Consider the following 24,736-nt stretch of genomic DNA (forward strand, 5'->3'; position numbering starts at 1 on the left):
TGACCACCCTGGCGGGTGAATACAAAGGAGAGCGACATGTTCAAACGGATTCTGGTGGCAGTGGACGGCTCAATGACCTCGTTCGAGGCCTTGAGCAAGGCTATTGAGCTGCAAGAACTGACGGATGCAGAGATCTACCTGCTTTGCGTGTACAAGCATCACAGCCTGTTTGAGGCATCCCTGTCGATCGGACGGCCGGCTGAAATGGACATCCCGGATAAAGTACTTTCGGAGTACGCCAAGGATGTGGTGAATCACGCGAAACAACTGGCTGCGGAGCGCGGTGGTAAGAATGTCCGAGGTTTCGTGAAAGCCGGCAAGCCGTCGAGAGTCATCGTCGAGTTTGCCCAGGAAAAAGGTGTAGATCTGATCGTCATCGGCACCAAGGGTACGCACAGTGACAAGGATGGCCTGTTTCTGGGCAGTGTTTCACACAGGGTTGCATCCCACGCAAAATGCCCGGTTCTGGTGGTGTGACTGCTCAAGCAGAGAGTTCGACCCGATTACGGCCGGCTTCCTTGGCGCGATAGAGCGCCCTGTCGGCCAGGGTCAGAATCTGCAACGGTTTCTCGCCACTTTCCGGCCAACTGGCAACGCCCACCGAGACTGTCAGTGCACCAAGATCCTTCTCCCGATGAATGATCGGCACGTCCCTCACTGCGCTGCTGAGCTGGCTTGCCTTATCCATTGCGGCTTCTGATGTTGCTCCCGGCATCACCACCACGAACTCTTCACCACCATAACGGCAAACAATGTCACTCTCACGGAACTGCTTCTGCAGGATGCCCGCAACTATTTTCAGGGCATCATCTCCAGCTTCATGACCGTGAGTATCGTTGAACTTCTTGAAGTGATCGATATCGATGATCAACAGCGACAGCGGAAGATCGTTGCGCTGCGCAACAGCGCTCTCATGCTCGAAAAGCTGATCAAAGTAGCGGCGGTTTTTAAGCCCGGTTAGTCCATCCTCGTACGAAAACTTCTGCAACTCTTCCCGAAGAGCAATGCTGGAGAGGGTAATACTGATTCTCTGAATGGCCTGGTCCAGTGCCGCTAGCAGACGGGCCGAACCATACTCGCTCTCTGCGTTATCGAAAACGCCATCCCCCTCCAGCAGAAGAATGCCTTCAGTTATGTTGCCCGCGCTGGCTGACTCCACGTTCACCCAGAAGCAAAGCGTGGCGGTCTCAGCTTCTCTATCCCCGTCTTCAGCGCCCGGCCACTGTCTCAGTTGCAGCAGCCTGGAGGGTTCCGGGAGACCTTTGCGGGCATCCAGCAATACCGGCAGAGGTACCGGGCGACCAAATCCCCAGACAGCGACACGATCATACCGGTCGCTTGAGCCTCTTTGATAAAAGGCGCCTTTCAGTGGGCTGCAGATGTTCGGGAGCGCCCGAGTAAGCAGACCGAACGCCTGCTTCAGACCCAGACAATCCTGGAGTTCGGTAAGGACGTCGCCCAGAATCCTGCTTTTCTCATTTTCGAAAGTCAGCATCCGGACCCGCGCCTGCTCACGCCGGGCCAGTGCCTCCGCTTTGGCGGTGCGTTCGGCCACCTTTTCCTCCAGAGATACGTTCAGCCGCTTCAGCGCCTCCTGGGTTCCTGCATAGTGCCACAGAGAGATAACCACGACGGCCAGGGAGAACAGGAGCATACCCCAGCTAACCGGCACCCGTCCCCAGGGCAGCACGCCATGGGCAACTGCCATATCAACAATCAGCAAGACACAGAAAATGCCAAAGGCCAGTAGCAAAATCTGTTGTTCCCGCAACATCCGACGGATACGACGCAGCACCACCGCGAAAATGATCACCAGAGAAACAAGGAACAGGGCATCGAATGGCGGGAATGTCGAGGACAGATCAAACACGCCAGCAAGCGCGCCGAGCAATGCACCCACCAGGTATACCAGATGTACTTTCCAGATGAGATTGATGACCCAGGGGCGATGATTGGTCAGCCATTGCTCGAGCAGCAGCGCCAGGGCCACCGGCAGCATGTAGTAGGAACCGGCGGCCAGGTAATCCCACATCAACGGCTGGTAAGCAATCAGCAGACTGGCCTGGCTTTCTGATACCAGCATCAAGGCCGAAGCGAGAGTGAACAGTGAAATACTGGCAAAAGTCTTCTTTTCCGTCTGGAGTAACGCAAAGATGATGGCGAGCAGCGCAATCAGGGTGGCGAAGCCTGCGATTACGAGAGCTTCGAGGGAATTCTTGAGAATGAACAACACCAGGTCCGGGTGGTCCATAATGGAGACTTCACCCCACAGCCCAATATCCGTGTAGTTGGAGAACACACGGAAGTACACGGGCTTGCCCTCATACCCCTCAGGCAGGAAGATTTCATGCCAGGGCCAGCCCTCAAAGCGGCCACGCCCCTCGGCGTCGAACTCTCCATACTGGTAGATTTTCTCGCCGTCGACCCAGACCTGCACGATCAGATCGACACTGAAGATATAAAGAACGGGCTCCTGCCACTCCCCTGCCGGCAAAGTCACCCGGAACCAGACGTTTTCACGACCTTCGCGGCCAGGAGGGTTGGACGGGAAGCCAATGCTGGCCCACTTTTCCGGCGCATCCTGCAACACCCACTGGGGGACACCTTCGGAGGTAAACGGAGAGTCACCCCAGCGGTATTCCCAACCCTGAGTTACCGGCTGCGATGCACCGTTGGCCAACGCGGGCATAAGGAAAACCAGAAGCAGCACACTTGAAAGGCGCAGCAGGCTTATCAATGGCATCAGGGAAGCGAACCCGCGTTATGTGACGATTAGACTTGATTATAGCCCAGCGCGCTGAAAAGGTGGCGGCCACGTCGGGATTGTGCTGCCCGTCCGCGGGGAAGATCCCGTTAGCGTGAGGAACGCCCCATCACCAGCAGTGCCAACAGCGCGGATCCAACCATCAGCAGCAGGGCCACCGCATTGAGCACGGGCGTCGACCCCTCCCGAAGACGGTTGAAAAGTGCCACCGTCAACGGCGTGTCACTACCTGTGAGCATAACGGTGGTATTGAAGTTTTCAAATGACATCAGGAACGCCATGGCGGCAGCCCCGAAAATGGATGGCAAAAGCCAGGGCAAGGTTACGGTAAACCAGGCCACAAGTGGCGTAGCGCCCAGGTTCAGGGCAGCTTCCTCCAGCTGGGGATCAAACTTGCGTAACCGGGCCGCAATCACCAGGGTGCTCAGGGTCGCGATGAAAGTGACCTGCCCCATCACCACCAGGGTCATACCCGGCCGAAAAAGATCCAGCTCGATACCCCAGGCCGATGAAACATCATTGGCCATACCACTGTAGAACACCAGAATGGATACCCCCAGAATGACCCCGGGGATCACCAGCGGCAGCAACATAAGCAGGTACAGGAACTCCTTGCCCCGGAACTGTACTCGCTCAAACAGCACGGCATTGACACACCCCAGTGCGACGCTCACCAGAGTCACCCAGAAAGCGATCTTGGCACTGACCCAGAGCGCTGTGAGCAGGCCATCGTCGTGGAAAAGCCCGGTGCGGCCCTCACTGCCATCCGCGAAATACCAGTCCAGGGTAAAGCCTTTCCATGGCAGCGACGGAAAAGGCGCATCGTTGAAGGCAAACACGGCGGTGACCAGCAGGGGCAAGGCCAGATACACGAAAAATGCCACAAGATAGGCCAGATAGAGGCTATCGAAAAGCCGGGAGCGGGGAACCGAACGAATCATGACGTCATCCCATCACCTTGCGCAGCGATTGACCCGAGATCTTAAGCCCCAGCCACACGATGACCGACGACAGGACCAGCAGAAGAACACCAAGCGCTGCACCCTGCTCCCAGTTAAAGCGGGTGATGAACTGGGTGAAGATTTGCTCGGTAAACCAGGCGCTGTCCTTGCCACCCATCAGAACCGGGGTCAGGTAGCTGCCAAGAGTGAGCATGAACACCACGATGCATCCGGAAACGATACCGGGCATGGCCCAGGGCACCACGATTTCGCGCAACACGGTGCCGTGGCCGCCACCCAGGTCGTAACCGGCTTCGACCAGGTTTTCATCCATGCCATCAAGGGTTGTCACCAACGGGACAACCATGAACAGAAGGCCGTTGTAGACAAGCCCGATGATGACCGCCACATCGTTGTAGAGCATCTCCACCGGGCCATCCGCCCAGCCCAGCGCCTGAAGCCAGGAACTGAACAGTCCACTTTCGCGCAGCAGAATCATCCAACCATAAGTTCGTACCAACTCACTCGCCCAGAATGGAATCAGGCAGGCCAGAAACAGGAAGCCCTTGGTGCGGCCCCGGGCAAGTCGTGCAATATACCAGGCGATGGGGAAAGCGATGATCAGCGTCAGAAAAGTCGTGAACAGCGACATCACTCCGGTGCGTACAAAGGTCCGCCAGTAGTAGGATTCGGTAAAGAAGTTCTGATACTGCTCAACGCCCCAGGCAAGGGTGTCCCAGCTTTCCCGGACCAGGAAAGATACCCGTAGCATCTGCAGGTGGGGCAGAAGCACCAGCAAAACGATCCAGAGCAGGAACGGGGTAAGCAATAACCAGAGCGATAGGCGACTGACTGAGGACCTCACAGGCTCTCGGCTCCGAAGACCCTGGCCAATGACGGGTTCCAGGCCAGCCGGATGGAACTATCAACGGACAGCCTTGGTGCCGAGCCATCCTGAGGCAGGCGGGCATAAATCGGTTGTCCGCAGGTCTCAGCCTCGACCCGACTGTTGGCGCCATCGAACAGGGTGGTTCGCACTTTCGCCTGCATCGACGAGAATCCGGAACTGAGCGCATCCCCGGAGAGAACCAGAGATTCAGGCCGGATGTACAGTTCAGCCCGGTGGCCAGCCTGAAGGTTGTCCGATGCCACTCTGCCCTGAACCAGCACACCATCATCCAGACGGAGTTCGGCCAGGTTGTCGCGAACAGAGACAAGTTCTCCCGACAGACGATTATTATCGCCGACGAATCCCGCTACAAACGGGGTCGCCGGTTCCCGATAGAGCTCTTCCGGCGGTGCAACCTGATCGAATCGACCGTCCCGCATGACGGCTACCTGGTCCGACATCACCATGGCTTCCGACTGGTCGTGGGTGATGTACACGAAGGTAGTGCCGAACTGTTTCTGAAGGTGTTTGAGCTCTACCTTCATCTGTTCCCGAAGCTTCAAGTCCAGCGCACCAAGCGGCTCGTCAAGCAGCAGGAGCGTTGGCTCCAGCACCAGACAACGCGCCAGGGCCACCCGCTGTCGCTGGCCACCGGACAACTCCTGCGGGTTGCGGTGTTCCAGATCTGGCAGCCCTACCTGCTCCAGCACCCGGGCAATGCGCTTTCGCCGCTCTGCCAGAGGCATTTTCCGGCGCTTCAGCCCATAGGCGATGTTGTCACCGACCGTCATGGTGGGAAACAGGGCCAGATGCTGGAACACCATGTTCACCGGTCGACGGTTGGGGGGCACATCGTTCATACGCTGGCCACGGATGTGGATGTCTCCCTGATCGGGTTTATCGAACCCGGCGAGGAGTCGCAACAACGTGGTCTTGCCGCAACCGGAGGGGCCCAGAATCGAGAAAAACGTGCCCGCAGGCACGTCCAGGGACACATGATCCACCGCGGCATTGCTGCCGAACCGGCGGACCAGTCCCTCACAGAACAGGTCCGAATCCATTCCCATGGGGATCAGTTCGCGGCCTGGACGCGATCCAGCACCTGGCCTTCCATGGTTTCCAGCCCTGGCGGAACCGGGGGATACCACTTGATATTGTTGATGGCGGCGTCATCAAAGCTTTCGCGGTAAGCGTCCCGGAGATCGGCTTTGACAAACTCATCGGCACCTTTTGAGGCGGTGAAGTTGCCCGACGCATTGGTAATACGGGCCGCAATCTCCGGCTGCATCACGAAATTGATCCACTTGTAGGCGGCTTCTTCGTTCTCGCTGCGACGTGGAATCGCAAAGGTATCAATCCAGCCCAGGGCACCGGATTCGGGGGCCACAAACCGGATGTCCGGGTTTTCGGCGTTGAGCTTCCAGCCGCCGGCATCCCAGGCCATGGCCGCTTTCACTTCACCGGTGCGCAGCAGGGCCAGCAGTTGGTCGCCGCCGGTCCAGTAGGTTTTCACATTGCTCTTGCAGTCAATCAGCTTGTCCTCAACCTTTGTCATGATGGCCTCGTACTCGCCGCGATTGTCATAGGCCGCAAACGGGTCCATCCCCATGGCAAAGGCAAAACCGATCAGGGTCGGCCGCTTGAGTCGGTAGCTGACCTGGCCTTCAACAGCGGTATCACAGAGGTCGGTATAATCAGTCACGGTATCGGCCACCGAGCTGTGGACGATCAGACCACTGGTCCCCCACACCGAAGGCACCCCATAAAACTTGCCATCCAGTTCAGTGGAGTCCTGGGTCGCCTTGACCATGGACGGCTGCAACTGATCGGTGTTAACGCGGCTGAAATCAACAGGCTTATAGATGTTGAACTGGCGCTGCACGCCAACAATGCGGTCCTGGCTAGGCTGGGCAAGATCAAAACCCGCTCCGCCAGTGGCTCGGAGCTTGGAGATCATGTCCTCGTTATTGGAGAGGGTTACCTTCACATCGATGCCGGTCTCTTCCTCAAACTGCGCGACCACATCGTCGGGAGCATAGCCACCCCAGGTAATCAGGCGCAGCTCTTCAGCCAGGGTGTTGGCAGAGAAGCTGGCAGAGGCCAGGGCTGCAGACAGCAAAAAAGCACGGTTCCGTGTCGAGCGAGAGGGCATGATCATAACGTGTCCTTACTGATGGCAAGTTCAAGAGTTTGCTAACCATTTGTTATCAGGAAGTTATAGACCATGTATTGCAGTTTTGTGAAACCAGATGCAAAAAACGGAGGCCGAAGCCTCCGTTTTCCGTAGCGCGATGCAGTATCCGTGCCCTTAGCGACCGGACTTCAACATTTCCCAGTACTTGGCATAGACCTGCAGGGCATCGTCGCCAATGTCGGTCTGGAACTCGGCATTGATCATGTCGGTGGCGTTCGGATAGCTCGCCCGGTTATTCGCCACTTCATCTGGCAGCAGGTCCCGGGCCGCCAGGTTCGGAGTGGCATAACCGATCTCCTCGCTGATCAAAGCGGAGATTTCAGGCTGCAACACGAAACTGATGAACTGGTGGGCCGCTTCCGGATTCTTGGCGTTTTTCGGAATCACGAAGCTGTCCAGCCAGGCAATGATGCCTTCTTCGGGATAGACATATTCGAGCGACTCCATGGTGTCCTTGCCCATCACGGCCTCGCCGTTCCAGATCATGCCCACGTCGGCCTCACCTTCCAGGTAGGGCATGCGGGGCGCATCGGAGTTGAAGGTGCGAACCGAAGGCATCAGCTCGGCAAGCTTTTCATAGGCTGCCTCGATCTCGTCCGGATTGGTGCTGTTGCCGGAATAGCCCAGCACCCGCAGGCCAACGTGGAAAACTTCCCGCATGTCGTTGGTGAGCATAACCCGGCCATCGAAGCGATCTTCCCACAGGTCTTCCCAGGCAGTAACAGGCTCACCTTCGATATCTGCAGTATCCACGGCCAGACCCGTGGTACCCCAGAGGTAGGGCACGGAGAATTGGTTCTCCGGGTCGATATCCAGGTTCACCAGCTCCGGATCCAGGTTATCGAAGCCCTCGATCTTTCTGCGATCAATAGGCAGCAGCAGGTCTTCCTGGCGCATCTTGCTGACGTAATAGGTCGACGGCACCGCAAGATCATAAGCCGCACTGTCATCCAGCAGTTTCAAACGGGCATACATGGCCTCGTTACTGTCGTAGGTGGTGTAGACCACCTGGATGCCGGTTTCCTCGGTGAAACGGTCGAGGACTTCCTGAGGCATGTACTCAGACCAGTTATAGAGGTTAAGAACCTGGGGCTCCTCGGAACTGCACCCCGTTAACCCTACCGCCAGCAAGCCGGCAAGTGCCAGTTTCTTCATCGTTTGCTCCTTATCAGAATCCATTGAGACAACATCAGCATAACCAGTGAAAACACCAGCAACAGTGTGCCCAGGGCATTCACCTCGGGTTTCAGGCCCACCCGCACCATGGAGTAAATGCGAAGGGGCAGAATTTCATAGCTCGGGCCACTGACAAACGTACTGACCACCACATCATCGAGGGACAGTGTAAACCCTAGCAGCCAACCTGCCAGTAACGCCGGCATGATCACCGGGATCAGCACGGTGCGGGTCATGGTGAAATCAGAAGCGCCCAGATCCCGGGCCGCCTCGGGCAGGCTCTCGTCGAAACCGCTCAACCGGGCCATCACCGTGATCACCACGAACGGCAGACAGAAGGTGACATGGGCCAGCAGCAGGGAAACGTAACCCAGCTGCAGCCCTACCAGAAGGAACAGGGCCAGCAGGGAGATAGCCAGGACAATCTCCGGAGACATCATCACCACAAACAGCATGCCGTTCAGCAGCTTTTTGCCCCGGAACCGGTACCGGTGCAGGGCCAGGGCGGTCAGGGCACCGATCACCGTGGACACAGTGGCCGCAGACAGCGCCAGCCAGAGCGAATTCCACATGGCGGTGACCATGGCCCGGTTGTTAAACAGCGACTCGTACCAGCGCAGGCTGAGGCCACCCCAGGCATAGCCGGTGCGAGACTCGTTGAACGAGAACACCACCAGCACCACGATGGGAACATAAAGCAGGAGGTAGACCAGTGTGAGATAGGTTCGGGGCAGCCACTTTGTCATCACGCGCCCTCCTCACCGATTCGCCGTTTGCTCAACCGGTGGGCAAACATGAGAAACGCCATGGTCACGGTAAGCACGATGCTGGCGGCGGCCCCGAAAGGCCAGTTGCGGGCATCGAGGAACTGGTTCTTGATCACGTTGCCTACCAGCAGGTTTCTCGAACCGCCCAGAATATCCGGAACGAAGAACAGGCCCATGGCCGGCAGCAAGACCAGCATCACGCCGGCCAGCACACCGGGCAATGTGAGCGGAACTATTACGTGCACAAAGGTGGAAAGCCGACCCGCGCCCAGATCATGAGAAGCCAGAAGCAGCTCCTGCTTCAGATCCTCAAACACCGAATACAGTGGCAGGATCATGAACGGCAACAGCAGATACACCAGGCCAATGATCACTGCGCCCTCGGTGTAAAGCAGCTGTAGCGGCTCATCGATAAGCCCGATCGACATCAAGGCGCTGTTCAGCAGCCCATTGGTGGCGAGGATCAGCTTCAGTGCGTAGGTGCGCACCAGAGAGTTGGTCCAGAACGGCACGATCAGAAGGAAGATCAGGACCAGCTGACGTTGCTTGCCCACTTTGGACAGAGCCCAGGCAAACGGATAGCCAATCAGCAAACACACCAGCGTGGTCATCGCCGCCATGTACAGGGAATGCAGGAAGACGTCCAGATACAGCGGATCAAACAGCTGGCGATAGGCATCCAGGTTCAGGGGCAGCGACAGAAACGAGACCGGGTCACGGGTCATGACACTGGCGCCTACCACCAGTAGATTCGGCGCCAGTACCAGGAACAGGAGCCAGCCCCAGACCAGAATCAGGACAGCGTTTTTGAACGGCTGCTGCATAATGCTATGCATCGGCCGGCAGTTCCTCTTCGCTCCTCTGGCTGGCTTCTTCTGGAAGCAGCCATTCCCAACCATCAACCCAGCTGACTTTTACGGGCTCTCCAAGCCGGTAATCAAACGCCGGGTCATCTTCATCAAAGAATTCACTGGCCAGAACTTCGGTGCCATCGGCGAGATGGATGACCGAATCCAGCGTGCTGCCCTTGTAATTGCGCTCGACAATCTTGCCTGCGACGCCGTTCTCGTCGTCAGGGTCGAGAACCCGGATATCTTCCGGTCGCAGCAGGACATGCAGGGACTGCTCGGCCTGCACCGGAAAATCCGGACGACGAAGTGTTCGCTTGAGGCCAAACACATCCACCGTAATGGAACCGTCCTGAACCGACTCAACGGTGCCCGGAAAAAAGTTCGTCTCACCCACGAACCGCGCGGTGAACAGATTCGCCGGTCGCTCATAGACTTCCCGGGGCGTTCCCAGTTGCTGAACGAGGCCATCCTTGAGCACCACCACCCGATCCGACATCGACAGCGCCTCTTCCTGATCGTGGGTCACAAAGACAAAGGTGATGCCGAGCTCCCGCTGCAGTCGCTTCAGCTCCACCTGCATGGTGCGACGCAGTTTGTAATCGAGGGCCGAAAGGGGTTCATCCAGCAGTAGCAGGCGTGGGCGTTTGACCACCGCGCGGGCAATGGCGACCCTCTGCTGCTGTCCGCCGGACAACTGATGGGGTTTGCGCCGGGCAAAATCCTGCAACTGCACCATGGCCAGGGCTTCATCGACACGCTGGCGAATCTCGTCCTTGGGACGTTTTTCCATCTTCAGGCCGTAGGCCACGTTGTCGAACACTGACATGTGGGGGAACAGCGCGTAGTGCTGGAAAACGGTATTCAGCGGCCGGTTTTCCGGGGCGGTGTGAGTGAGATTTTCTCCCGCCAGGGTAATGGTGCCCTCGTCAGGATGCTCAAAGCCCGCCATCAGGCGCAGCAGCGTAGTCTTACCGCAACCAGAAGGCCCCAACAGGGTAATGAACTCGCCGTCGTAGATCTCAAGATCCAGACCGTCGAGCACCGTTTTGCCACCGAATTGCTTGGAAAGATTGCTCAGGGATAGCAGTGTCTGTTTCATCGGCGCTGCCCAAAGAATGAGCGGCCTATTTTTCCAGAAACCGACGCAAACAAAAAGGGGCGCCGGAGTATTACAGCCCCGGCGCCCCTTTGACTGACAAAGCCCTCAAGCCTTCGACGGGCTCTCAGGTATTGTCAGGCTTCAGTCTTCAGCCACACTGTTCAGATAGGCCTTGTCGGAAATGTTGGTCCACTGACGAACCTGCTTGAGGTAGTCACGCTGTGAATCGATAATTTCCTTCGCCAGCGGATCTTTCTCAGCGGCTTCGGCCAGCAACCGGTTAGTGGTGCTGCGCAGGGCATCAATGACTTCCGGCGGGAATACCTTGTGAGTCACATCCGGATAGTCTTCTTTCATGCGATCCCAGGCGACACCACTCTGGTGGGTGCTCTGGATGTACATGTCATAGGCAGCGGTGCGCATGGAAACCCGCAGGATCTCCTGCAGATCCTTTGGCAGCTCTTCCCAGGTCTTCTTGTTGATAAGGAACTGGACTTCCGCGCCCGGCTCCTGCCAACCCGAATAGTAGTACTTGGCGATCTGATGAAAGCCCATCTGGAAATCGAGGGCAGGGCCGACCCACTCAACGGCGTCCACGGTGCCACGCTCGAGGGCAGTATAGAGCTCACCTGGCGGCAGGTTGGTCACGGCAACGCCCAGTTCAGACATAACCTCGCCGGCAAAACCGGGGGTGCGCATCTTCAGGCCCTTGAGGTCTTCAAGGGAGTTAATCTCCTTGCGGAACCAGCCACCCATCTGATTACCGGTATTACCACCCGGGAAGGAGAGCATGCCGTAGGGCTCATACACCTTCTGCATCAGCTCCATGCCCTCACCGTGGTAGAACCAGGCGTACATCTCGGGCGCGATCAGCCCGAACGGAATGGTGGTGAAGTACATGGCGTTCGGGATAGAGCCCTTGTAGTAATAGGACGCGGTATGGCCCATGTCGTACTGGCCATTGCGCACCAGATCAAAAATCCCGAAAGGCGCCTTGTGCTTGTTGGACGGATCTATGCGAATCTGCAAGCGGCCGTCTGACATGGTTTCTGCCATGTCCGCCATATGCTGAACTGTCTCTCCCAGTACCGGAGAGTTGGGCCCCCAGGTTTGCGCAAGGCGCAAAGTATAGTTTTCCTCGGCCACCGAGGACACGCTGAACACAGTCGCTGCAGCGGCCACGGCCGCAAGCAGTGTTTTCCGGATTGTCATTGTGTTGGCTTCCATTATTGTTGGTATGAAAACAGGTATTTCTTTCGCGCAACCATCATAGCTTCCTCATGGTGTTACGCCAATCGGCAGAACACCATGAATCCGGCTCAAACCTTGAACTGACCGACCAGGTCCCGAAGGCTCTCACCCAGCCGCGCCAGTTCGTGGCTGGCTTCGTTGGTCTGGGTTACGCCGGTATCACTGCGCTGGGCAGCATCAACGATCCGCACGACGTTCTGGTTGATCTCTTCGGCCACTTGGCTTTGTTGCTCCGAGGCTGTTGCGATCTGGGTTACCTGATCATGAATCTTGCCAACCGAGGTCTCGATGGTTCGCAGCGCGCTGGTTGCATGATTGATCCTTTCGACCGTTTCCGTTGAACGGTTGCGTGATTTGTTCATCCGCTCCACCGATGCCTTGGATTCAGTCACAAAGCCGTCAATCATGGTACGAATCTGATCAGCGGACTCAGCGCTGCGTTTTGCAAGCTGGCGTACTTCATCAGCAACCACCGAGAACCCACGACCATGCTCGCCGGCCCGGGCTGCCTCAATCGCGGCATTGAGAGCCAGCAGGTTGGTCTGTTCAGTTACCGCATGGATGACATCCAGTACCTGCTGGATCTCATCGGATTTTTCCGCAAGGGCGTTGATACTGCGGGCCGTGTCCTCGATCTCCTCGGACAGCTTGTTCACCGCGCCCTGGGCACTGCTAATGGTTTCACCACCCTCACGGGCCATGCGGTCGGCGTCCGAGGCCGAGCTCTCAACCTCATTGGCATTGCCGGAAATCTGCTGGATGGTCGCGGCCATTTCATTGATCGCAGAGGCAATCTGGTCAGTCTCGGAGCCCTGTTCCTGAACCGAGGCCCGGGTTTCATTCGCGACCCGGCTGAGCTCTTCCGCCGCGGACGCCACCTGATCCGTGGTGGCGCCAACTTCTCGCATGGTGTCCTGAATCTTCACAACAAAGGCATTGAAACGACGACCGAGCTCGGCCAGCTCGTCGGTACCCTCATCCGGCAACCGCTGGCGGAGATCGCCCTCACCATCAGCAATTTCCTGCATCATGTTGCTGACGTTCTTCAGCGGCCGGGTCACGCTACGGCCAACGAATACGCCGATCACCAGAGCGATTACGACAACCACAACCGTCACCAGAAGGATAAAGCCCAAGGCCTCCGCCATACCCGCCTCAATGTCCTCGCGAGCAGCAGCGACCTGCCGGTCAATATCGGTAATGTAGACACCAGCACCGATCATCCAGTCCCAGTCCGGGATAATGGTGGAATAGGACATCTTGGGTTCTTCATTGCCGGAGGCAGGGTTCATCCAGTCATAGCCGTAGAAGCCCTCACCGCGGGCAGCGGCGAACAGATCGGCCACCAACCCCCTGACAACCGGATTCTTGGTCGGTCCTTCTTTGGAAGGGTCCGGAGCATAGGCCAGGTTGTATACATCCCTGGTATAGGCGAACACGTAGTTCGTCTCATCAAAGCGGATCGAGCGCAGGCGCGCCGCTGCCGCCTCCTTCGCTTCCGCCTCCGTCATCGATGGGTCATTCTTGGCCTCCAGAACCACGGCCTCTGCGGCATCAATGAGGTTCTGTAAACCAGCCTTCCGTGCTTCCAGGAGGCTGTTCTCAAGACGCTTGAGCTCATCTTCACCATTGGCCTGAATCTGACTGGCGGTGATCCACGCCAATGTTGCCGCCGTAACGAGTACCGGCACAAGTACTGCCACCAGCAAGCGCGAGCGTATTTTCACTTTACTCAAGACATTCATTTTTGCGAACTCTCCAGGGAATTTCCGTTGGTGAGGATTATCCACGGACCACTTAGCGTGATCTGTTCCAGTTTGTTAAGGCAGGTTTCAGCAGGCGCACTGATTCGCCGAGCCGCCTGCCATCGGACAAACCTTCCACCATTATTTTCAGCTAGGTACAGTAACGGCAGTAACCCGATTGTCTTGAGCGGGAATCAGACTGAAGGACCACTACGAAGGTAGGCCAATGAAGCACCTGTTTCTGGTACGCCACGCCAAGTCCAGCTGGGCCGATGAAACACTTTCTGACCGGGAACGCCCCCTCAGTGCTCGGGGCGTCAGCCAATTGGCCCCATTGGGAAATGCCCTGAAATCTGTCGGCGCGTTCGAAGGCGAGGTATACAGCAGCAACGCCAGGCGGGCCGTCGCGACACTTCAAGGCATACTGCCCGACACAGTCGCAGCCGAGAGCTGCCATACCCTGAGCGAGCTATATACCTTCGACTATCGGCGACTACTCGCATGGCTCGAAGAGCAGGCAGACGCCCCACAGATTACCCTGGTCGGCCACAACCCGGCGTTACTGGAACTGGCCCAGTCCCTACTGAAGCACCCCCCGGGACAGCTACCCACCGCCAGCGTTATTCACATCCGGCTTTCGATCAAACACTGGCGCCAGATTGATCGCGGCAAGGGCAAACTGGTGACTCTGATAACGCCACAGGATTACAGCTACGCCCACTTCGAACGAAAGCTTAAAAAGAGAGCCAGAACCGCGGGGGACAATCCTGCAAGGGACATTCCCAAGGCCCTTCACCATCAACTTGATCGGCTAAGGCAACTGGAACGGGGCGTCGCCCTTGGCCTGGATGACGAATTTCTGCACCAGTACCGGATTGCGATTCGACGCAGCCGGGCCATCGCCGAATCGGTTCAGGACGTGACTGGTGACAAGTCGCTGGCCAAGGGGGTTAAAACCCTGAAGCGCCATGCAAGGGCAACGGGCCCACTGCGCGACCTTCACGTGTTTCTTCAGGACCTGCCGGAACTTTGCGCAGATGACGCGGAAATTCGGGCAGCCTTGCAGATCTGGTTCGAGCGCGAAGCCGCCAGCCATCATAAAAAGCTGGCAAAGCGACTGAAAAGCAAGCGCTACCAGGACAGCCTGGAGCACTGGCGCAATCTGATTGATTCGCGAAAGTTTCAGAAATTGGCCGCAACACTCCGGCCGAAAGACATCCGAAGGGCCGTGGAACGTCGTATCAAGGAGTTCAATAAACGCACTGCCGAGCTGATGCATACTTCACCGGATGAAGATATCCATCGGCTGCGCAAGCAACTCAAACGAATCCGTTACCTGATGGAACTGGATGCAAAAACCTGGAAGCGCAACCTGAAAACGTTAAAGGAGCGGCAAGAGCTCTATGGCCGGTTCCAGGATCTGCACGTTCAGATTTTGCTTCTCGACCAGTTCCGCCAGACGGCGCCAGAGGTACTGCCAGCCGCGCTAAATGGGATCGTGGAAACGCTGGAAGACCACAAGGCGAACGCCCGGAAAATGATTCTGACCCTTGGAGGACTCGATGGAGCCCCGTTATGACACTCTGTTTTACGACGGACAATGCCCTCTTTGCGCCAAAGAGATCCGCACCCTGCGCAAACTCCAGCGTGGCAATCTGATCTTTGCAGACATCCATGAGCAGCGCGACGGCAGCGCCAACCTGCCCAGTCATGAAGCTCTGCTCAGACGCCTGCACTTGATGACCTGGACCGGCGAGTGGGTCATCGGTCTGCCCGCAAATGTTCGCGCCTGGTCCCACACGCCCTTTGGTTTTCTGTTCAAACCCCTGCTGTGGCCAGGTATCTTCCAGATTGCCTCGCGCATCTACGCGAAATGGGCAGACAAACGCTATGAGCGCAAATATGCCTGCGCCATTGGCAACAACAAAGCGGCTTAGTCATCCAGGGGCGGGCTCGAGTCGGTCGGCGCGCCCTCCTCACATTTCCGGCACTCAAGCTCAAACCCGAGCATCGACGCCCGACCCTCTCTCGTCGTGACCCATGGCCGATTCACCCAGGGCGGCGTGTGGCGCACATGCTGGTTGTGCCCACACGCCAACTGGGCGACCCAGTGGTTTTCTTCATCCTTGTGATAACCGGTGATGGGTTGCTTCATATAGCACAGTTTAGAAGCGGAATTCTGGGCCTGCAGAAAAGACATGAACATCGGATTTCAGGTTTTGAATGCCTGAGCTGTCGTCACCAATATCCTGAAGGTAGTCCCACTCGAGACGCAGTCCGAAAGAGTCAGTTATATCAATAGTAGCACCGGCACCCGTGCGCAAAGAAACGCCACTTTCCTCTTCACTGGCACTACCAAGGCCATTGATTGAAACGCTGAGATCCTGACGCCAGAATTGCGCTCCAAGCTTCGCAAAAAGCCTGACAGGGCCCAGCTCAGGCGTGAACACAAGCAGCGATCCGTCGAACATATGGTATCCGACGTTGATTGAACCGGTGTTGTCCTCAATCGTCGTATCGTCGACAAAGCGATAACCACCCTCGAAGGCGAGATACTTGTCGAAGAATCCCCCAGCGTAAATACGACCTGTGAGGGCAGAGTCATCGCATTCAATAATCACGTCGTCACAAAAATCGCTCACTTCGGCCTGTCCGGCCGAAATTCCCGCATAACCTCCCTGTGCAGCCGCCATGCCTGCAAAGGCAAAGATTGAACTGCCTACAAACACCAAAGATACCGCTTTTCCTGCCTTCAACATCCTGTTTTTCCTTGTATTAGTGACTAACTTTTAATCGCCTGCGGGATACTACATGGGAGGAAGGGCATAGGGGGTGGTGAGGCAAGAGTTTTTACAGAGTTTTGCATTCCAAGCAGACACATCATCAGCCTCCTACCAATCACAACTGTTTCGGAATTTCCCCACCAAAAATTCACACTTGGCGGGTGTCGCCGCGCGCCCCAAACCCTTATCCTGAGATATAACCTTATTCCATCAGTATGAGGAGCTTACCCATGAAAACTGCCCATGATCTGGTAGAAGCCGCCAAGAAAGAGATTCGGGAAGTGCCCCTTGATCAGGCGGAGGATGCCATCAAGAACGCTGACCTACTGCTTGATGTCCGTGATTCAGATGAGTACCGGGCCGGTCATATACCGGGTGCCGTGAACATTTCCCGAGGTTTGCTGGAGTTCAAGTTTACCAATGACCCGGCGTTTGAGAGCCGCGATATGAACATCGTATGTTACTGCAAGACGTCCGGGCGAGCCGCTCTGAGTGCAAAAGCCCTGAAAGAAATGGGCTACATGCATGTGCAGTCCATCGCCGGCGGATTTGATGCCTGGCAGGAAGCAGACAAACCCGTTGCCAAACCGGAACTGCCGTCCTTCGAGTAACGGACGCTTAAAGGCAGCAGGCCTTGTACTTTCTGCCACTACCGCAGGGGCAAGACTCGTTGCGGCCGGGTTTCAACGGTCCTTCGCTGGTGTCACCCCGGAGGTAATACCAGCGGCCCTGCTCCCGAACGAAATCGGAGTTTTCTTCGAGACATCCCCAGCCCTCGCACAGTCGATAGATAGCGCGGAAATGAACCTTGCCACCTTCGCCCGACTCGCCAGCTTTCAGGATCTGCAAAGAAGTCCAAGCCGGTGACTCTTCCAGAGTGAGCGTCTCTGGCCGCGTGCTTTGATGCCAGGTGGTCCGCAGATAATCCGGGAGATTGAGAACGAAAGCCGCGTAACGGGATCGCATCAGCGCTTCCGGGGTAGGCGCAGGTTCGCCCCAATGGAAAGGCCGGCAGCATTCGCTGTAGGATTTACCGCTACCGCAGGGGCAGTTTCGATTTTCAGTCTGTAGAATCATCGGGCTTCGATCGTTTCGGCTATGCTCGTAGTCCGGCAGTGTATCAATATCAAACCGGCGTTGCTCCGGCCTACTCTCCTGACCTTTTGGTGATTTCCTTTGACAGATGTGTCGCTGTTACAGATTCTTCTGGCCAACCTAGCCATTCTTGCCGGAGCCTGTCTGCAAGGCGTGGCCGGCTATGGTATTGGCACGCTTGCAGCGCCGTTGCTGTTTCTGATCAGCCCGGTGTTAGTCCCCGGACCCCTGATCCTGAATGCCACTCTGCTCACTGTTTTCATGCTGATCCGCAATCGTGGCGCATTGCAGGTCAGGGAAGTGCGATTTGCCATCGGTGGCGGCGTTGCCGGGGCAGTCCTGGCAGCACTGACGTTGCTGGTGATTTCGACCAAAGGCTTCGAACTGACTTTCGGAATTCTTATCCTTGCCGGCGTAGCGCTCAGTGTTGGCGGTCTCAAGCCGGCGCTCAACGCACGGAACAGCGTGCTGGCCGGAGCCGCTTCCACCTATATGGGCACGATTACCGCCGTGGGTGGACCGCCAATTGCTCTGATTTACCAGAATGAAAAGGGACCGTTGGTCAGGGCCAACATGTCGGCCTTCTTCCTGGCTGCCAGCGTGCTGAGCCTGTCAGGCCTGCTCGCCTCTGGCTACCTGGGAACCCGAGAGTTTTTCCTGTTCGCCGTTACTTTCCCTGGAGTATTCCTGGGCTTCTGGCTGTCAGGCAAGCTGGTTCACCGTATGCCCTTCGAGGGGCTTCGCCCGGTAATTCTCGGTATCGCTGCCATCGCCGGAACGGCGGCGCTGATTCGCGGGCTGCTCTCACTCTAGGAATCGGCCCAGAGGCGCACGCGGAATCGGTTTTTCTTCCATAGCAAAGCCAGCCAGAGCGCGTGAGCATTGATCAGGAACGCCAGAATCCACTCGAATGCATCGTCTTTGCGGCTGTAGAACTCGGGCGCCACACCATTCAGGATGACTGAAAGAATGCCTACCGCCAGAATAAGCTGGCAAAGATTCAGCAGCCTCATGCCCGTGTTCTTCCACAACGGATGGCTGCGCAATCCGGAACTGACCAGCAGCTCACAGATGAACGTGAGCGAGAAATACAGAACCACGCCAATACGGCGGATCAGGTTGAAGCCGTCCCCGGCGTGTCCCAGAGCCAGGGTATAGGCGCCAAGCGAGACGCTGGCCACCAGGCCCAGCCAGGGGACCCAGGCAACGCCGCTGGAGTGAACGCCGAGCTGGCGCAGCCACCGACCGTTAAGCCACCAGAACAGAATGCCCAACAAAGCCGCCGGCAGCATGGTACCTTTGAAAATGAAGTAGGAGGTGCCGTGACGACCGGTCCGGCTGATGCTGGTGCAGCTGTCCCAATATGGATTGCATAGGTCCACGTGCCCTTCCAGCACTGAAACTGTAAACGTGATATGGATGGTTAACAGCGGGATAAGAGCCGCAGCCAGTGCAAGCCACCAGAGATGAAAGGAACGATGGTCAGTCATTGGAAGACCCCCTCTGAGAGACGCAGAGCCCGGAAACACAACACCGGCAAAACCGGCCGCTAACCCATTGAATGAACATTATTTGACCATATTTTGCAATCCGGTCCATCCTGTCAGAGGCTTTTTACCTCAACAAAGTGCTCCAGGGATTCAGAATCAGGGTATCCCCGGAGCCTCCATGCAAGCGCTGGAAATTATTCACAAGCACCGCGGCACCCAGTTCGATGAAGAGCTGGCGGATGCCTTCATCCAGATGATCGGGGTGTACCCGCCAGGATCCATCGTCGAGATGGTCAACGGCGAGGTTGGCATCGTTGTGGAGAGCCGGCCGGAGCATAAACTCAAGCCTTGCGTTCTGCTAGTCAGGGAGTCTGACAAAAGCGTGATGGCATCCTATCGGACGGTAGACCTGAAGGTCAGCCCAGGAGATGCCTCAGGCGAAATCTACCGCATTGCCCGGGAGGTCCCTGACGGGACCTACGATATCGTTCTTCAGGAATTCGTGGATCAGGGTCTGGTCGTAACCAGGCCAAAAGCGTCCGCTGAGCAGCCCTGAAACTCGACCAACCATAATCAGCCCGGACGTTTGGTCACTGCCATGGTCAGCCGCGAAATACAGGTGATTTTCCCCTCTTCGTTCTCAAGCAGAATTTCCCAGACCTGAGTGGCACTACCAATGTGAATAGGCCTGGCTGTGCCATACACCCAGCCCTTGGTGACCGGGCGAATGTGGTTAGCATTAATATCCAGGCCGACGGCCACGGTTTCGGGATCTTTCAGGCAACAGTTAGCTGCCATACTGCCAAGGGTTTCCGCCAGCAGTACCGATGCGCCTCCATGCAGAATGCCAAAAGGCTGTACGGTACGCTCATCAACAGGCATGCGGCCTTTGACATAGTCGTCGCCAATTTCAAGGTACTCGATACCCATGTAGCTGACCGCGGTGTTTTCGCTGGATTTAGCCAGGTGTTCAAGGTTCGGGGTTCTGGTCCAGATTGCCATAGGGGACTGCTCTCGATGTTGTTTGAAATGGAAAAGAAGCAAGGCACCAGTTTATACAGATAGGATGCGAACTACCAAGCCCTTCTCGTTCGATCACCGCTTGCTTGCTCAATCAACTTCTCGAACTCCAGCGCCGGGAGCGGGCGGCTGAAATGGTAGCCCTGAAAGCGGGTGCATCCCATGCGAACAAGGCGTTCCAGCTGCCCCTTGGTTTCCACACCTTCGGCCACCGCTGACAGTTTGAGCGCAGAGGCCAGGGCCAGGATGGTCTCTGCGATAGCCGCATCATTGGGATCATCCAGGATGTCTCGCACAAACCCTTGATCAATTTTCAGCTCATCCAGAGATAGGCGCTTCAAGTAGCCGAGGGACGAATAACCCGTGCCGAAATCATCGAGGGAGATCCGTATCCCCATGCTCCTGAGCGTTCGGAGTGTTTCTTCCACCAATTCCAGGTCGTAGGCAAGAGCGCTTTCGGTGATTTCCACCTTAAGATTTCTCGGGGATGCACCGGTTTTTCTCAATAGCGCCATCACAGTCGAACAAAAAGATGGGAGGTGGAACTGCCTGGCACTCACGTTGACCGAAACCTGAAGCTTCGATAGCGGTCCGCCTCGCTCTTTCCAACTGGCGATCCGCGAGAGAACGTCTTCCAGGACCCAGTAGCCGACCGATTCAATGAGTCCGGTTTCCTCCGCCAGAGGAATGAACTCGGCGGGAGACACCATGCCGCGCCCCGGGCAATGCCACCGAAGCAGTGCCTCGGCGCCTACAGGCTCACCTTTCTCATTCACCAGTACCTGATAGTGAACTGCCAACTGATTCTTCCGCAGTGCCACCCTGAGGTCCGACTCGAGAGCAAGGCGCTCGGACACTTTTTTCTGCATCATGCAGTCATAGAAGCGGATGCAATTACGACCATCCTCCTTGGCGCGGAACATGGCCATATCGGCCTGGCTCAAAAGCTCTTCAAGGGACGTGTCGTGATCGTAGAACAGGGTAATTCCGATGCTGGGAGTGCCTGTGTACTCTATGCCGTTGAGATCATAGGGCTCGTTGAGGACATCGCGGATTTTCTCGCAGACCTTCTCAACCTTGGCAGCAGCATCGGCCGGCTCGGCGGGAAACCCCTTCAGAATAAGAACAAACTCGTCTCCACCGAGCCGGGCAACGGTATCCCAGTCCCGGACTGTCTTTTTCAACCTCGCCCCCACTTGGACCAACAGCTCGTCGCCGGTCAGATGACCTGCGGAATCATTGATGTTCTTGAAGTTATCAAGATCAATAAATACCAGAGCACCATGATTATGATCCCGATTGCTCCCGGTTAACGCCTGCGCCAGGCGATCCCTGAGCAGGCGCCGATTAGGAAGGCCGGTCAGTGGGTCGTAAAAGGCAAGCTTCTCGATCTCGGATTCCGATTGCTTGCGATCCGTCACATCAAAAAAATAGCCGTGCCAGGTCATGCTGTCGTCAGCCAATCGGGCGGGCACCGACCTGGCTTCCACCCAGGCCATCGCACCATCGCACTTGCAAGCTCGGAAGTTTGTTTCGAACGGCGTCATGCACCGACGAGATTCATCGACCTTTTCAAAAAAGGATGCCTTGTCTTCATCCTTGATCATGTTCAATAACGGCTGAGCATCCTTACTCAGCTGATCAGCCGCAAGCCCGAATAGTTCTTCAACTTTTTCGCTGATGAAAGGAAACGCTACATGCCCGTCTGGGTACATCCTGAATTGAAAGATGACGCCCGGGAACTGGTCGGAATACCGATAAAGGCTATTCTCGAATCTCACATTACGGCTGGCCAGGATCTGTCGGTGGACAGATGCACCTAAGACCTCCCCAACCTGGAGCACGAACTCTTCTGTTTCGGAATCCAGCACTCGAGACTGTTCAAGAAAATCGAAACCCAGGATGCCACGGACCTGCCCCTCCAGCTTCAAACCGACAAGAACCAGGCTCCGGATTCCCTCCCGTTGAAATTCCAGTTTCTCCTCTTCGGCTTCAGATGGCAGCTCTTGGACTTCGGGGATGACAAGCACCGGGAGAGTTTGCAGCTGGCCCATCAGCCATTGAAAGCGAGCCATCGGTACGTTCTGGATTGCATCTCTCTGAGGTGTCACGCCGTTTCTGCAGGCTTCATGCGTGATGGAAATGGTTTGGGTAGCTTCTTCAAACGTAATCAGGTAGGCGCGATCTGAACAGAGCTTATCGCCAAGCTCAGCGATGAAGCTGTGAACGCTGGCATCCAATTGGTCGATCTTTGACCGGGCCAGGCCCAGAGAGAGCCTGTAAACAAATTCCTTTTGCTCCCGGGTAACTGGGCTTACCATTCCAACGGCCTCCTTCCCTAGCAAGCTCCACTGTTTGTTTATGATAGTTGAGAAGAGCTTCCCTACACACTTACGACGCCAAGCTTCGGTAAGTTCATACATATGTGTATTCTCTCATTACGTATGACAGAATTTAGATTTCTGCCACAAAAAACCGCCGACAACCTGTGACCCCGGAATAGCGAGACCGTATGATGAACTCCAGACAGCTAGGTTGATTGGTATGCGATACGAAACGGTCGAACTTGAAATAGATGTCTCGGAACTGCGGGTCGGAATGCACGTCGTCCGGCTGGATTGCCCGTGGGAAGACACTGATTTCCTGATCCAGGGCTTTGTGGTCCAGCGACAAGAGGATATCGATGCTCTTCAGTCCCAATGCCGAAGCGTAGTGATCGAAGGCAAAGTCAAGAACACTGAGCCGGACATTTCCCAACGCAAGTCACGGACATCGGCGAAGTCCCGTTTTTCCATGTTCCATGGACCGACATCCGGACAGGAAAGATCGAATCGCCCGCAAGAGCCCATTGCGGAAACCAGCAATTCGCGGTCGCGTAAGCGGATTACTTACATCAACAAGGTCAGTGTTGATAGGGAAATACGAAAAGCATCTGGACATTACGCCGAGGCCAAGTCCTTTGCCGACAGCATCATGTCCGGTCTACGCGTTGGTCGCACACTTGATCTCAACAAGGCTCGTGAGGCCGTAGATAACTGCGTAGACAGCATCCTCAGAAATGAAGACGCACTATTACTGCTTACAAAGTTGAAAAACAAGGACAAATATACCGCAGAGCATTCCCTCAACGTTTCGATACTGTCGGCGGCGTTCGGCAAAAAGCTGGGGTTACTGGAAGAAGAGATTCGGACGCTGGGGCTGTCCGGCCTACTCCACGACATAGGCAAAGCCAAAGTCCCGGTCGATCTGCTGCAAAAACCGGGACCTTTGACCCCCGAAGAACACGGAATCATGCAGAACCACGCCAACTGGGGCCGTGACATGCTCATGGCCCTTCCCCGCGTGGTACATGCGGCCGTCGACGTAGCCTACAACCACCATGAACGCCTTGACGGCAGGGGCTACCCCCGGGGCCTCGTTGATTCCCAGATTCCCTATTTCGCCAAAATTGTGGCCATCGTCGACACATACGACGCGATCACAAGCAATCGAGCTTACGACCGCGCGCGCTCCTCCCGGGAAGCGCTGGAAATCATCCACCGTTTCAGAGGCATCCAGTTTGATCCCGAGCTTGCCCGGGAGTTCATCCTGCTGATCGGGATCTACCCACCCGGCGCCATTGTTGAAATGAAATCGGGCGAAGTAGCGATCGTGATTGGATCAAACCAGAAGAATCGACGAAAGCCAAAGGTGGTTTTGGTTCGGGATGAAAACAAACAGCGGCCTGCAAAATACCGTCTTCTAGACTTACAAGCTGAGCCTCTTAACAGTGTCGGAGAACCGTTCGAAATCATTAAAGAGGTTCCTGACGGAACCTACGGAATCGTCTTGCAGCGATTCATCGATAACGGGCTCACTCTGGAACTAAACGACGCATCTGTTTGACACCGACCCATTCAACATACTTCAACTGGAGGCGGAGTACATAGCCTTGTAGCGTCTGATCAGTTCTTCCACGCGGCCAGAGTTCACGAGCTCATAGAGGCGCTCGGCAAGTCGCTCCCGAAGCTCGAAGGAGTTGCATGGTGCTGCCTTGGAGAAGGTAAAAAACAGCCCCTCGCGGCTCACCGGGGTCGGCAGGGGAACAAATTGATCGGCGATACCCAGGTACTCAAGTTTCACCTCACCCTGCAAAACTTCATAGAGGACATAATCCACCCGGTCAACGAGCGCCATCTGGAAGGATTGTTCAATCGACCTGACTCCCTCGATTAAAAGCATCTCTTTCGCATACCGGTCGAAATTCTGACCAAAGCTGTTGTTGATCAATGTGCTGCCCCGCTTACCCATCAGGTCCGGCCAATGGCGGTAGACAAACTCCCGGCCTTTGGGGACCCAGACAGCGGTCGGCAGGTGCGTTATTGGCGGCAGCAAATAATCCATATAGCCAATGCGTTCCGAGGTGATGAACGCGCCCGCCACCATGTCGATATCGCCCTGGCGTGCCATGCGCTGGACCCTGGCCCACGAGCCTATGTCCCTCACCTCGACATTCACGCCCAATGGCTCGGTGATTTCTTTAAGGAGAGCAGGCACTGCGCCAATCAGATAGCCCGGGCGCTGTTCGTCGCGCCAGAGCAGGGGCGGATACTCCGGATTCCCGCTCACGATGAGCGTATTGCAGGAAGGGTCTGGCAATGCGTGAACCGGGGCCAGAAACAAGGCGGCCAC

The 24,736-nt window shown here is 56.3% G+C and carries 25 protein-coding genes; 7 read left to right on the plus strand and 18 right to left on the minus strand.

The features are described from left to right. The first annotated feature begins 36 nt into the window (after positions 1-36). The gene (locus CFB02_RS13280; RefSeq protein WP_088558358.1) at positions 37-477 is read left to right on the plus strand and encodes a universal stress protein; all 441 of its coding nucleotides are present in this window, start codon (positions 37-39) and stop codon (positions 475-477) included. 4 nt (positions 478-481) lie between these two features. Here the strand turns inward: CFB02_RS13280 and CFB02_RS13285 are convergent, their stop codons facing one another. From CFB02_RS13285 to CFB02_RS13335, 11 genes are all read right to left on the minus strand, one after another. Further along, positions 482-2,743: a diguanylate cyclase gene (locus CFB02_RS13285; protein ID WP_088558359.1), complete on the minus strand. Its 2,262-nt coding sequence runs from the start codon at positions 2,741-2,743 to the stop codon at positions 482-484. A 110-nt stretch (positions 2,744-2,853) separates the two neighbouring features. Continuing rightward, a complete protein-coding gene (locus CFB02_RS13290; protein WP_088558360.1) occupies positions 2,854-3,705 on the minus strand; it encodes an ABC transporter permease in 852 nt (283 codons plus the stop codon). Positions 3,706-3,709: 4 nt separating this feature from the next. Next, positions 3,710-4,570, minus strand: coding sequence for an ABC transporter permease (locus CFB02_RS13295; protein ID WP_088558361.1), 861 nt, complete (start codon positions 4,568-4,570; stop codon positions 3,710-3,712). Next, a complete protein-coding gene (locus CFB02_RS13300; protein ID WP_088558362.1) occupies positions 4,567-5,661 on the minus strand; it encodes an ABC transporter ATP-binding protein in 1,095 nt (364 codons plus the stop codon). Before CFB02_RS13300 ends, CFB02_RS13295 begins: the two co-directional genes overlap by 4 nt. A 5-nt stretch (positions 5,662-5,666) precedes the next feature. Further along, positions 5,667-6,746 carry an extracellular solute-binding protein gene (locus CFB02_RS13305; RefSeq protein WP_413772097.1) on the minus strand — a complete coding sequence of 360 codons (1,080 nt, stop codon included), beginning with the start codon at positions 6,744-6,746 and terminating at the stop codon, positions 5,667-5,669. A 156-nt stretch (positions 6,747-6,902) separates the two neighbouring features. Continuing rightward, positions 6,903-7,943: an extracellular solute-binding protein gene (locus tag CFB02_RS13310; RefSeq protein WP_088558364.1), complete on the minus strand. Its 1,041-nt coding sequence runs from the start codon at positions 7,941-7,943 to the stop codon at positions 6,903-6,905. After that, positions 7,940-8,710 carry a spermidine/putrescine ABC transporter permease PotC gene (gene potC, locus CFB02_RS13315; RefSeq protein ID WP_041645956.1) on the minus strand — a complete coding sequence of 257 codons (771 nt, stop codon included), beginning with the start codon at positions 8,708-8,710 and terminating at the stop codon, positions 7,940-7,942. The genes CFB02_RS13310 and potC overlap by 4 nt, the downstream gene beginning before the upstream one ends. Continuing rightward, positions 8,710-9,567, minus strand: coding sequence for a spermidine/putrescine ABC transporter permease PotB (gene potB, locus CFB02_RS13320; protein ID WP_041645954.1), 858 nt, complete (start codon positions 9,565-9,567; stop codon positions 8,710-8,712). The genes potC and potB overlap by 1 nt, the downstream gene beginning before the upstream one ends. Beyond that, positions 9,560-10,681, minus strand: coding sequence for a spermidine/putrescine ABC transporter ATP-binding protein PotA (gene potA, locus CFB02_RS13325; protein WP_088558365.1), 1,122 nt, complete (start codon positions 10,679-10,681; stop codon positions 9,560-9,562). Before potA ends, potB begins: the two co-directional genes overlap by 8 nt. A gap of 141 nt (positions 10,682-10,822) precedes the next feature. Then, positions 10,823-11,893, minus strand: coding sequence for a TRAP transporter substrate-binding protein (locus tag CFB02_RS13330; protein WP_172835828.1), 1,071 nt, complete (start codon positions 11,891-11,893; stop codon positions 10,823-10,825). Between the two features lie 107 nt (positions 11,894-12,000). Beyond that, complete coding sequence (locus CFB02_RS13335) at positions 12,001-13,677, minus strand: methyl-accepting chemotaxis protein (protein ID WP_088558366.1); 1,677 nt, start codon at positions 13,675-13,677, stop codon at positions 12,001-12,003. Positions 13,678-13,903: 226 nt separating this feature from the next. Here CFB02_RS13335 and CFB02_RS13340 point away from each other — a divergent pair, with 226 nt between their 5' ends. Both CFB02_RS13340 and CFB02_RS13345 read left to right on the plus strand, forming a co-directional pair. After that, on the plus strand, positions 13,904-15,256 hold the full coding sequence (locus CFB02_RS13340) for a CHAD domain-containing protein (protein WP_088558367.1): 1,353 nt from the start codon (positions 13,904-13,906) through the stop codon (positions 15,254-15,256). After that, the gene (locus tag CFB02_RS13345; RefSeq protein ID WP_088558368.1) at positions 15,240-15,614 is read left to right on the plus strand and encodes a thiol-disulfide oxidoreductase DCC family protein; all 375 of its coding nucleotides are present in this window, start codon (positions 15,240-15,242) and stop codon (positions 15,612-15,614) included. The genes CFB02_RS13340 and CFB02_RS13345 overlap by 17 nt, the downstream gene beginning before the upstream one ends. Here the strand turns inward: CFB02_RS13345 and CFB02_RS13350 are convergent. Both CFB02_RS13350 and CFB02_RS13355 read right to left on the minus strand, forming a co-directional pair. Next, positions 15,611-15,832 (minus strand): DUF3565 domain-containing protein, encoded by a 222-nt coding sequence (locus CFB02_RS13350; RefSeq protein ID WP_088558369.1) that lies wholly within the window; start codon positions 15,830-15,832, stop codon positions 15,611-15,613. The two genes, CFB02_RS13345 and CFB02_RS13350, sit on opposite strands and share 4 nt — an antisense overlap. A gap of 10 nt (positions 15,833-15,842) precedes the next feature. Then, the gene (locus tag CFB02_RS13355; protein WP_088558370.1) at positions 15,843-16,436 is read right to left on the minus strand and encodes an outer membrane beta-barrel protein; all 594 of its coding nucleotides are present in this window, start codon (positions 16,434-16,436) and stop codon (positions 15,843-15,845) included. A gap of 254 nt (positions 16,437-16,690) precedes the next feature. Between CFB02_RS13355 and CFB02_RS13360 the strand changes: the two genes are divergently transcribed. Then, positions 16,691-17,071, plus strand: a complete 381-nt coding sequence (locus CFB02_RS13360; protein ID WP_088558371.1) for a rhodanese-like domain-containing protein — start codon at positions 16,691-16,693, stop codon at positions 17,069-17,071. Between the two features lie 7 nt (positions 17,072-17,078). Here CFB02_RS13360 and CFB02_RS13365 read toward each other — a convergent pair whose 3' ends face one another. Further along, positions 17,079-17,537, minus strand: coding sequence for a YchJ family protein (locus CFB02_RS13365; RefSeq protein ID WP_157677814.1), 459 nt, complete (start codon positions 17,535-17,537; stop codon positions 17,079-17,081). A gap of 108 nt (positions 17,538-17,645) precedes the next feature. On the opposite strand from CFB02_RS13365, the gene CFB02_RS13370 reads away from it, so the two are divergent. Further along, entirely contained in the window at positions 17,646-18,368 is a 723-nt protein-coding gene (locus CFB02_RS13370) for a sulfite exporter TauE/SafE family protein (protein WP_227519399.1), read from the plus strand. Here CFB02_RS13370 and CFB02_RS13375 read toward each other — a convergent pair. Continuing rightward, positions 18,365-19,045 carry a hypothetical protein gene (locus CFB02_RS13375; RefSeq protein WP_088558374.1) on the minus strand — a complete coding sequence of 227 codons (681 nt, stop codon included), beginning with the start codon at positions 19,043-19,045 and terminating at the stop codon, positions 18,365-18,367. The two genes, CFB02_RS13370 and CFB02_RS13375, sit on opposite strands and share 4 nt — an antisense overlap. Before the next feature lie 178 nt (positions 19,046-19,223). On the opposite strand from CFB02_RS13375, the gene CFB02_RS13380 reads away from it, so the two are divergent. Beyond that, complete coding sequence (locus CFB02_RS13380; protein ID WP_088558375.1) at positions 19,224-19,601, plus strand: hypothetical protein; 378 nt, start codon at positions 19,224-19,226, stop codon at positions 19,599-19,601. 17 nt (positions 19,602-19,618) lie between these two features. Here CFB02_RS13380 and CFB02_RS13385 read toward each other — a convergent pair whose 3' ends face one another. Both CFB02_RS13385 and CFB02_RS13390 read right to left on the minus strand, forming a co-directional pair. Beyond that, a complete protein-coding gene (locus tag CFB02_RS13385; protein WP_088558376.1) occupies positions 19,619-20,047 on the minus strand; it encodes a hotdog fold thioesterase in 429 nt (142 codons plus the stop codon). A 71-nt stretch (positions 20,048-20,118) separates the two neighbouring features. Continuing rightward, on the minus strand, positions 20,119-22,386 hold the full coding sequence (locus CFB02_RS13390) for a putative bifunctional diguanylate cyclase/phosphodiesterase (RefSeq protein ID WP_088558377.1): 2,268 nt from the start codon (positions 22,384-22,386) through the stop codon (positions 20,119-20,121). Between the two features lie 223 nt (positions 22,387-22,609). Between CFB02_RS13390 and CFB02_RS13395 the strand changes: the two genes are divergently transcribed. Next, positions 22,610-23,950 (plus strand): HD-GYP domain-containing protein, encoded by a 1,341-nt coding sequence (locus CFB02_RS13395; protein ID WP_088558378.1) that lies wholly within the window; start codon positions 22,610-22,612, stop codon positions 23,948-23,950. Positions 23,951-23,971: 21 nt separating this feature from the next. Here CFB02_RS13395 and CFB02_RS13400 read toward each other — a convergent pair whose 3' ends face one another. Beyond that, positions 23,972-24,736, minus strand: coding sequence for a substrate-binding periplasmic protein (locus CFB02_RS13400; RefSeq protein WP_088558379.1), 765 nt, complete (start codon positions 24,734-24,736; stop codon positions 23,972-23,974).

The organism is Marinobacter sp. es.042 (assembly GCF_900188315.1).
GTDB lineage: Bacteria > Pseudomonadota > Gammaproteobacteria > Pseudomonadales > Oleiphilaceae > Marinobacter.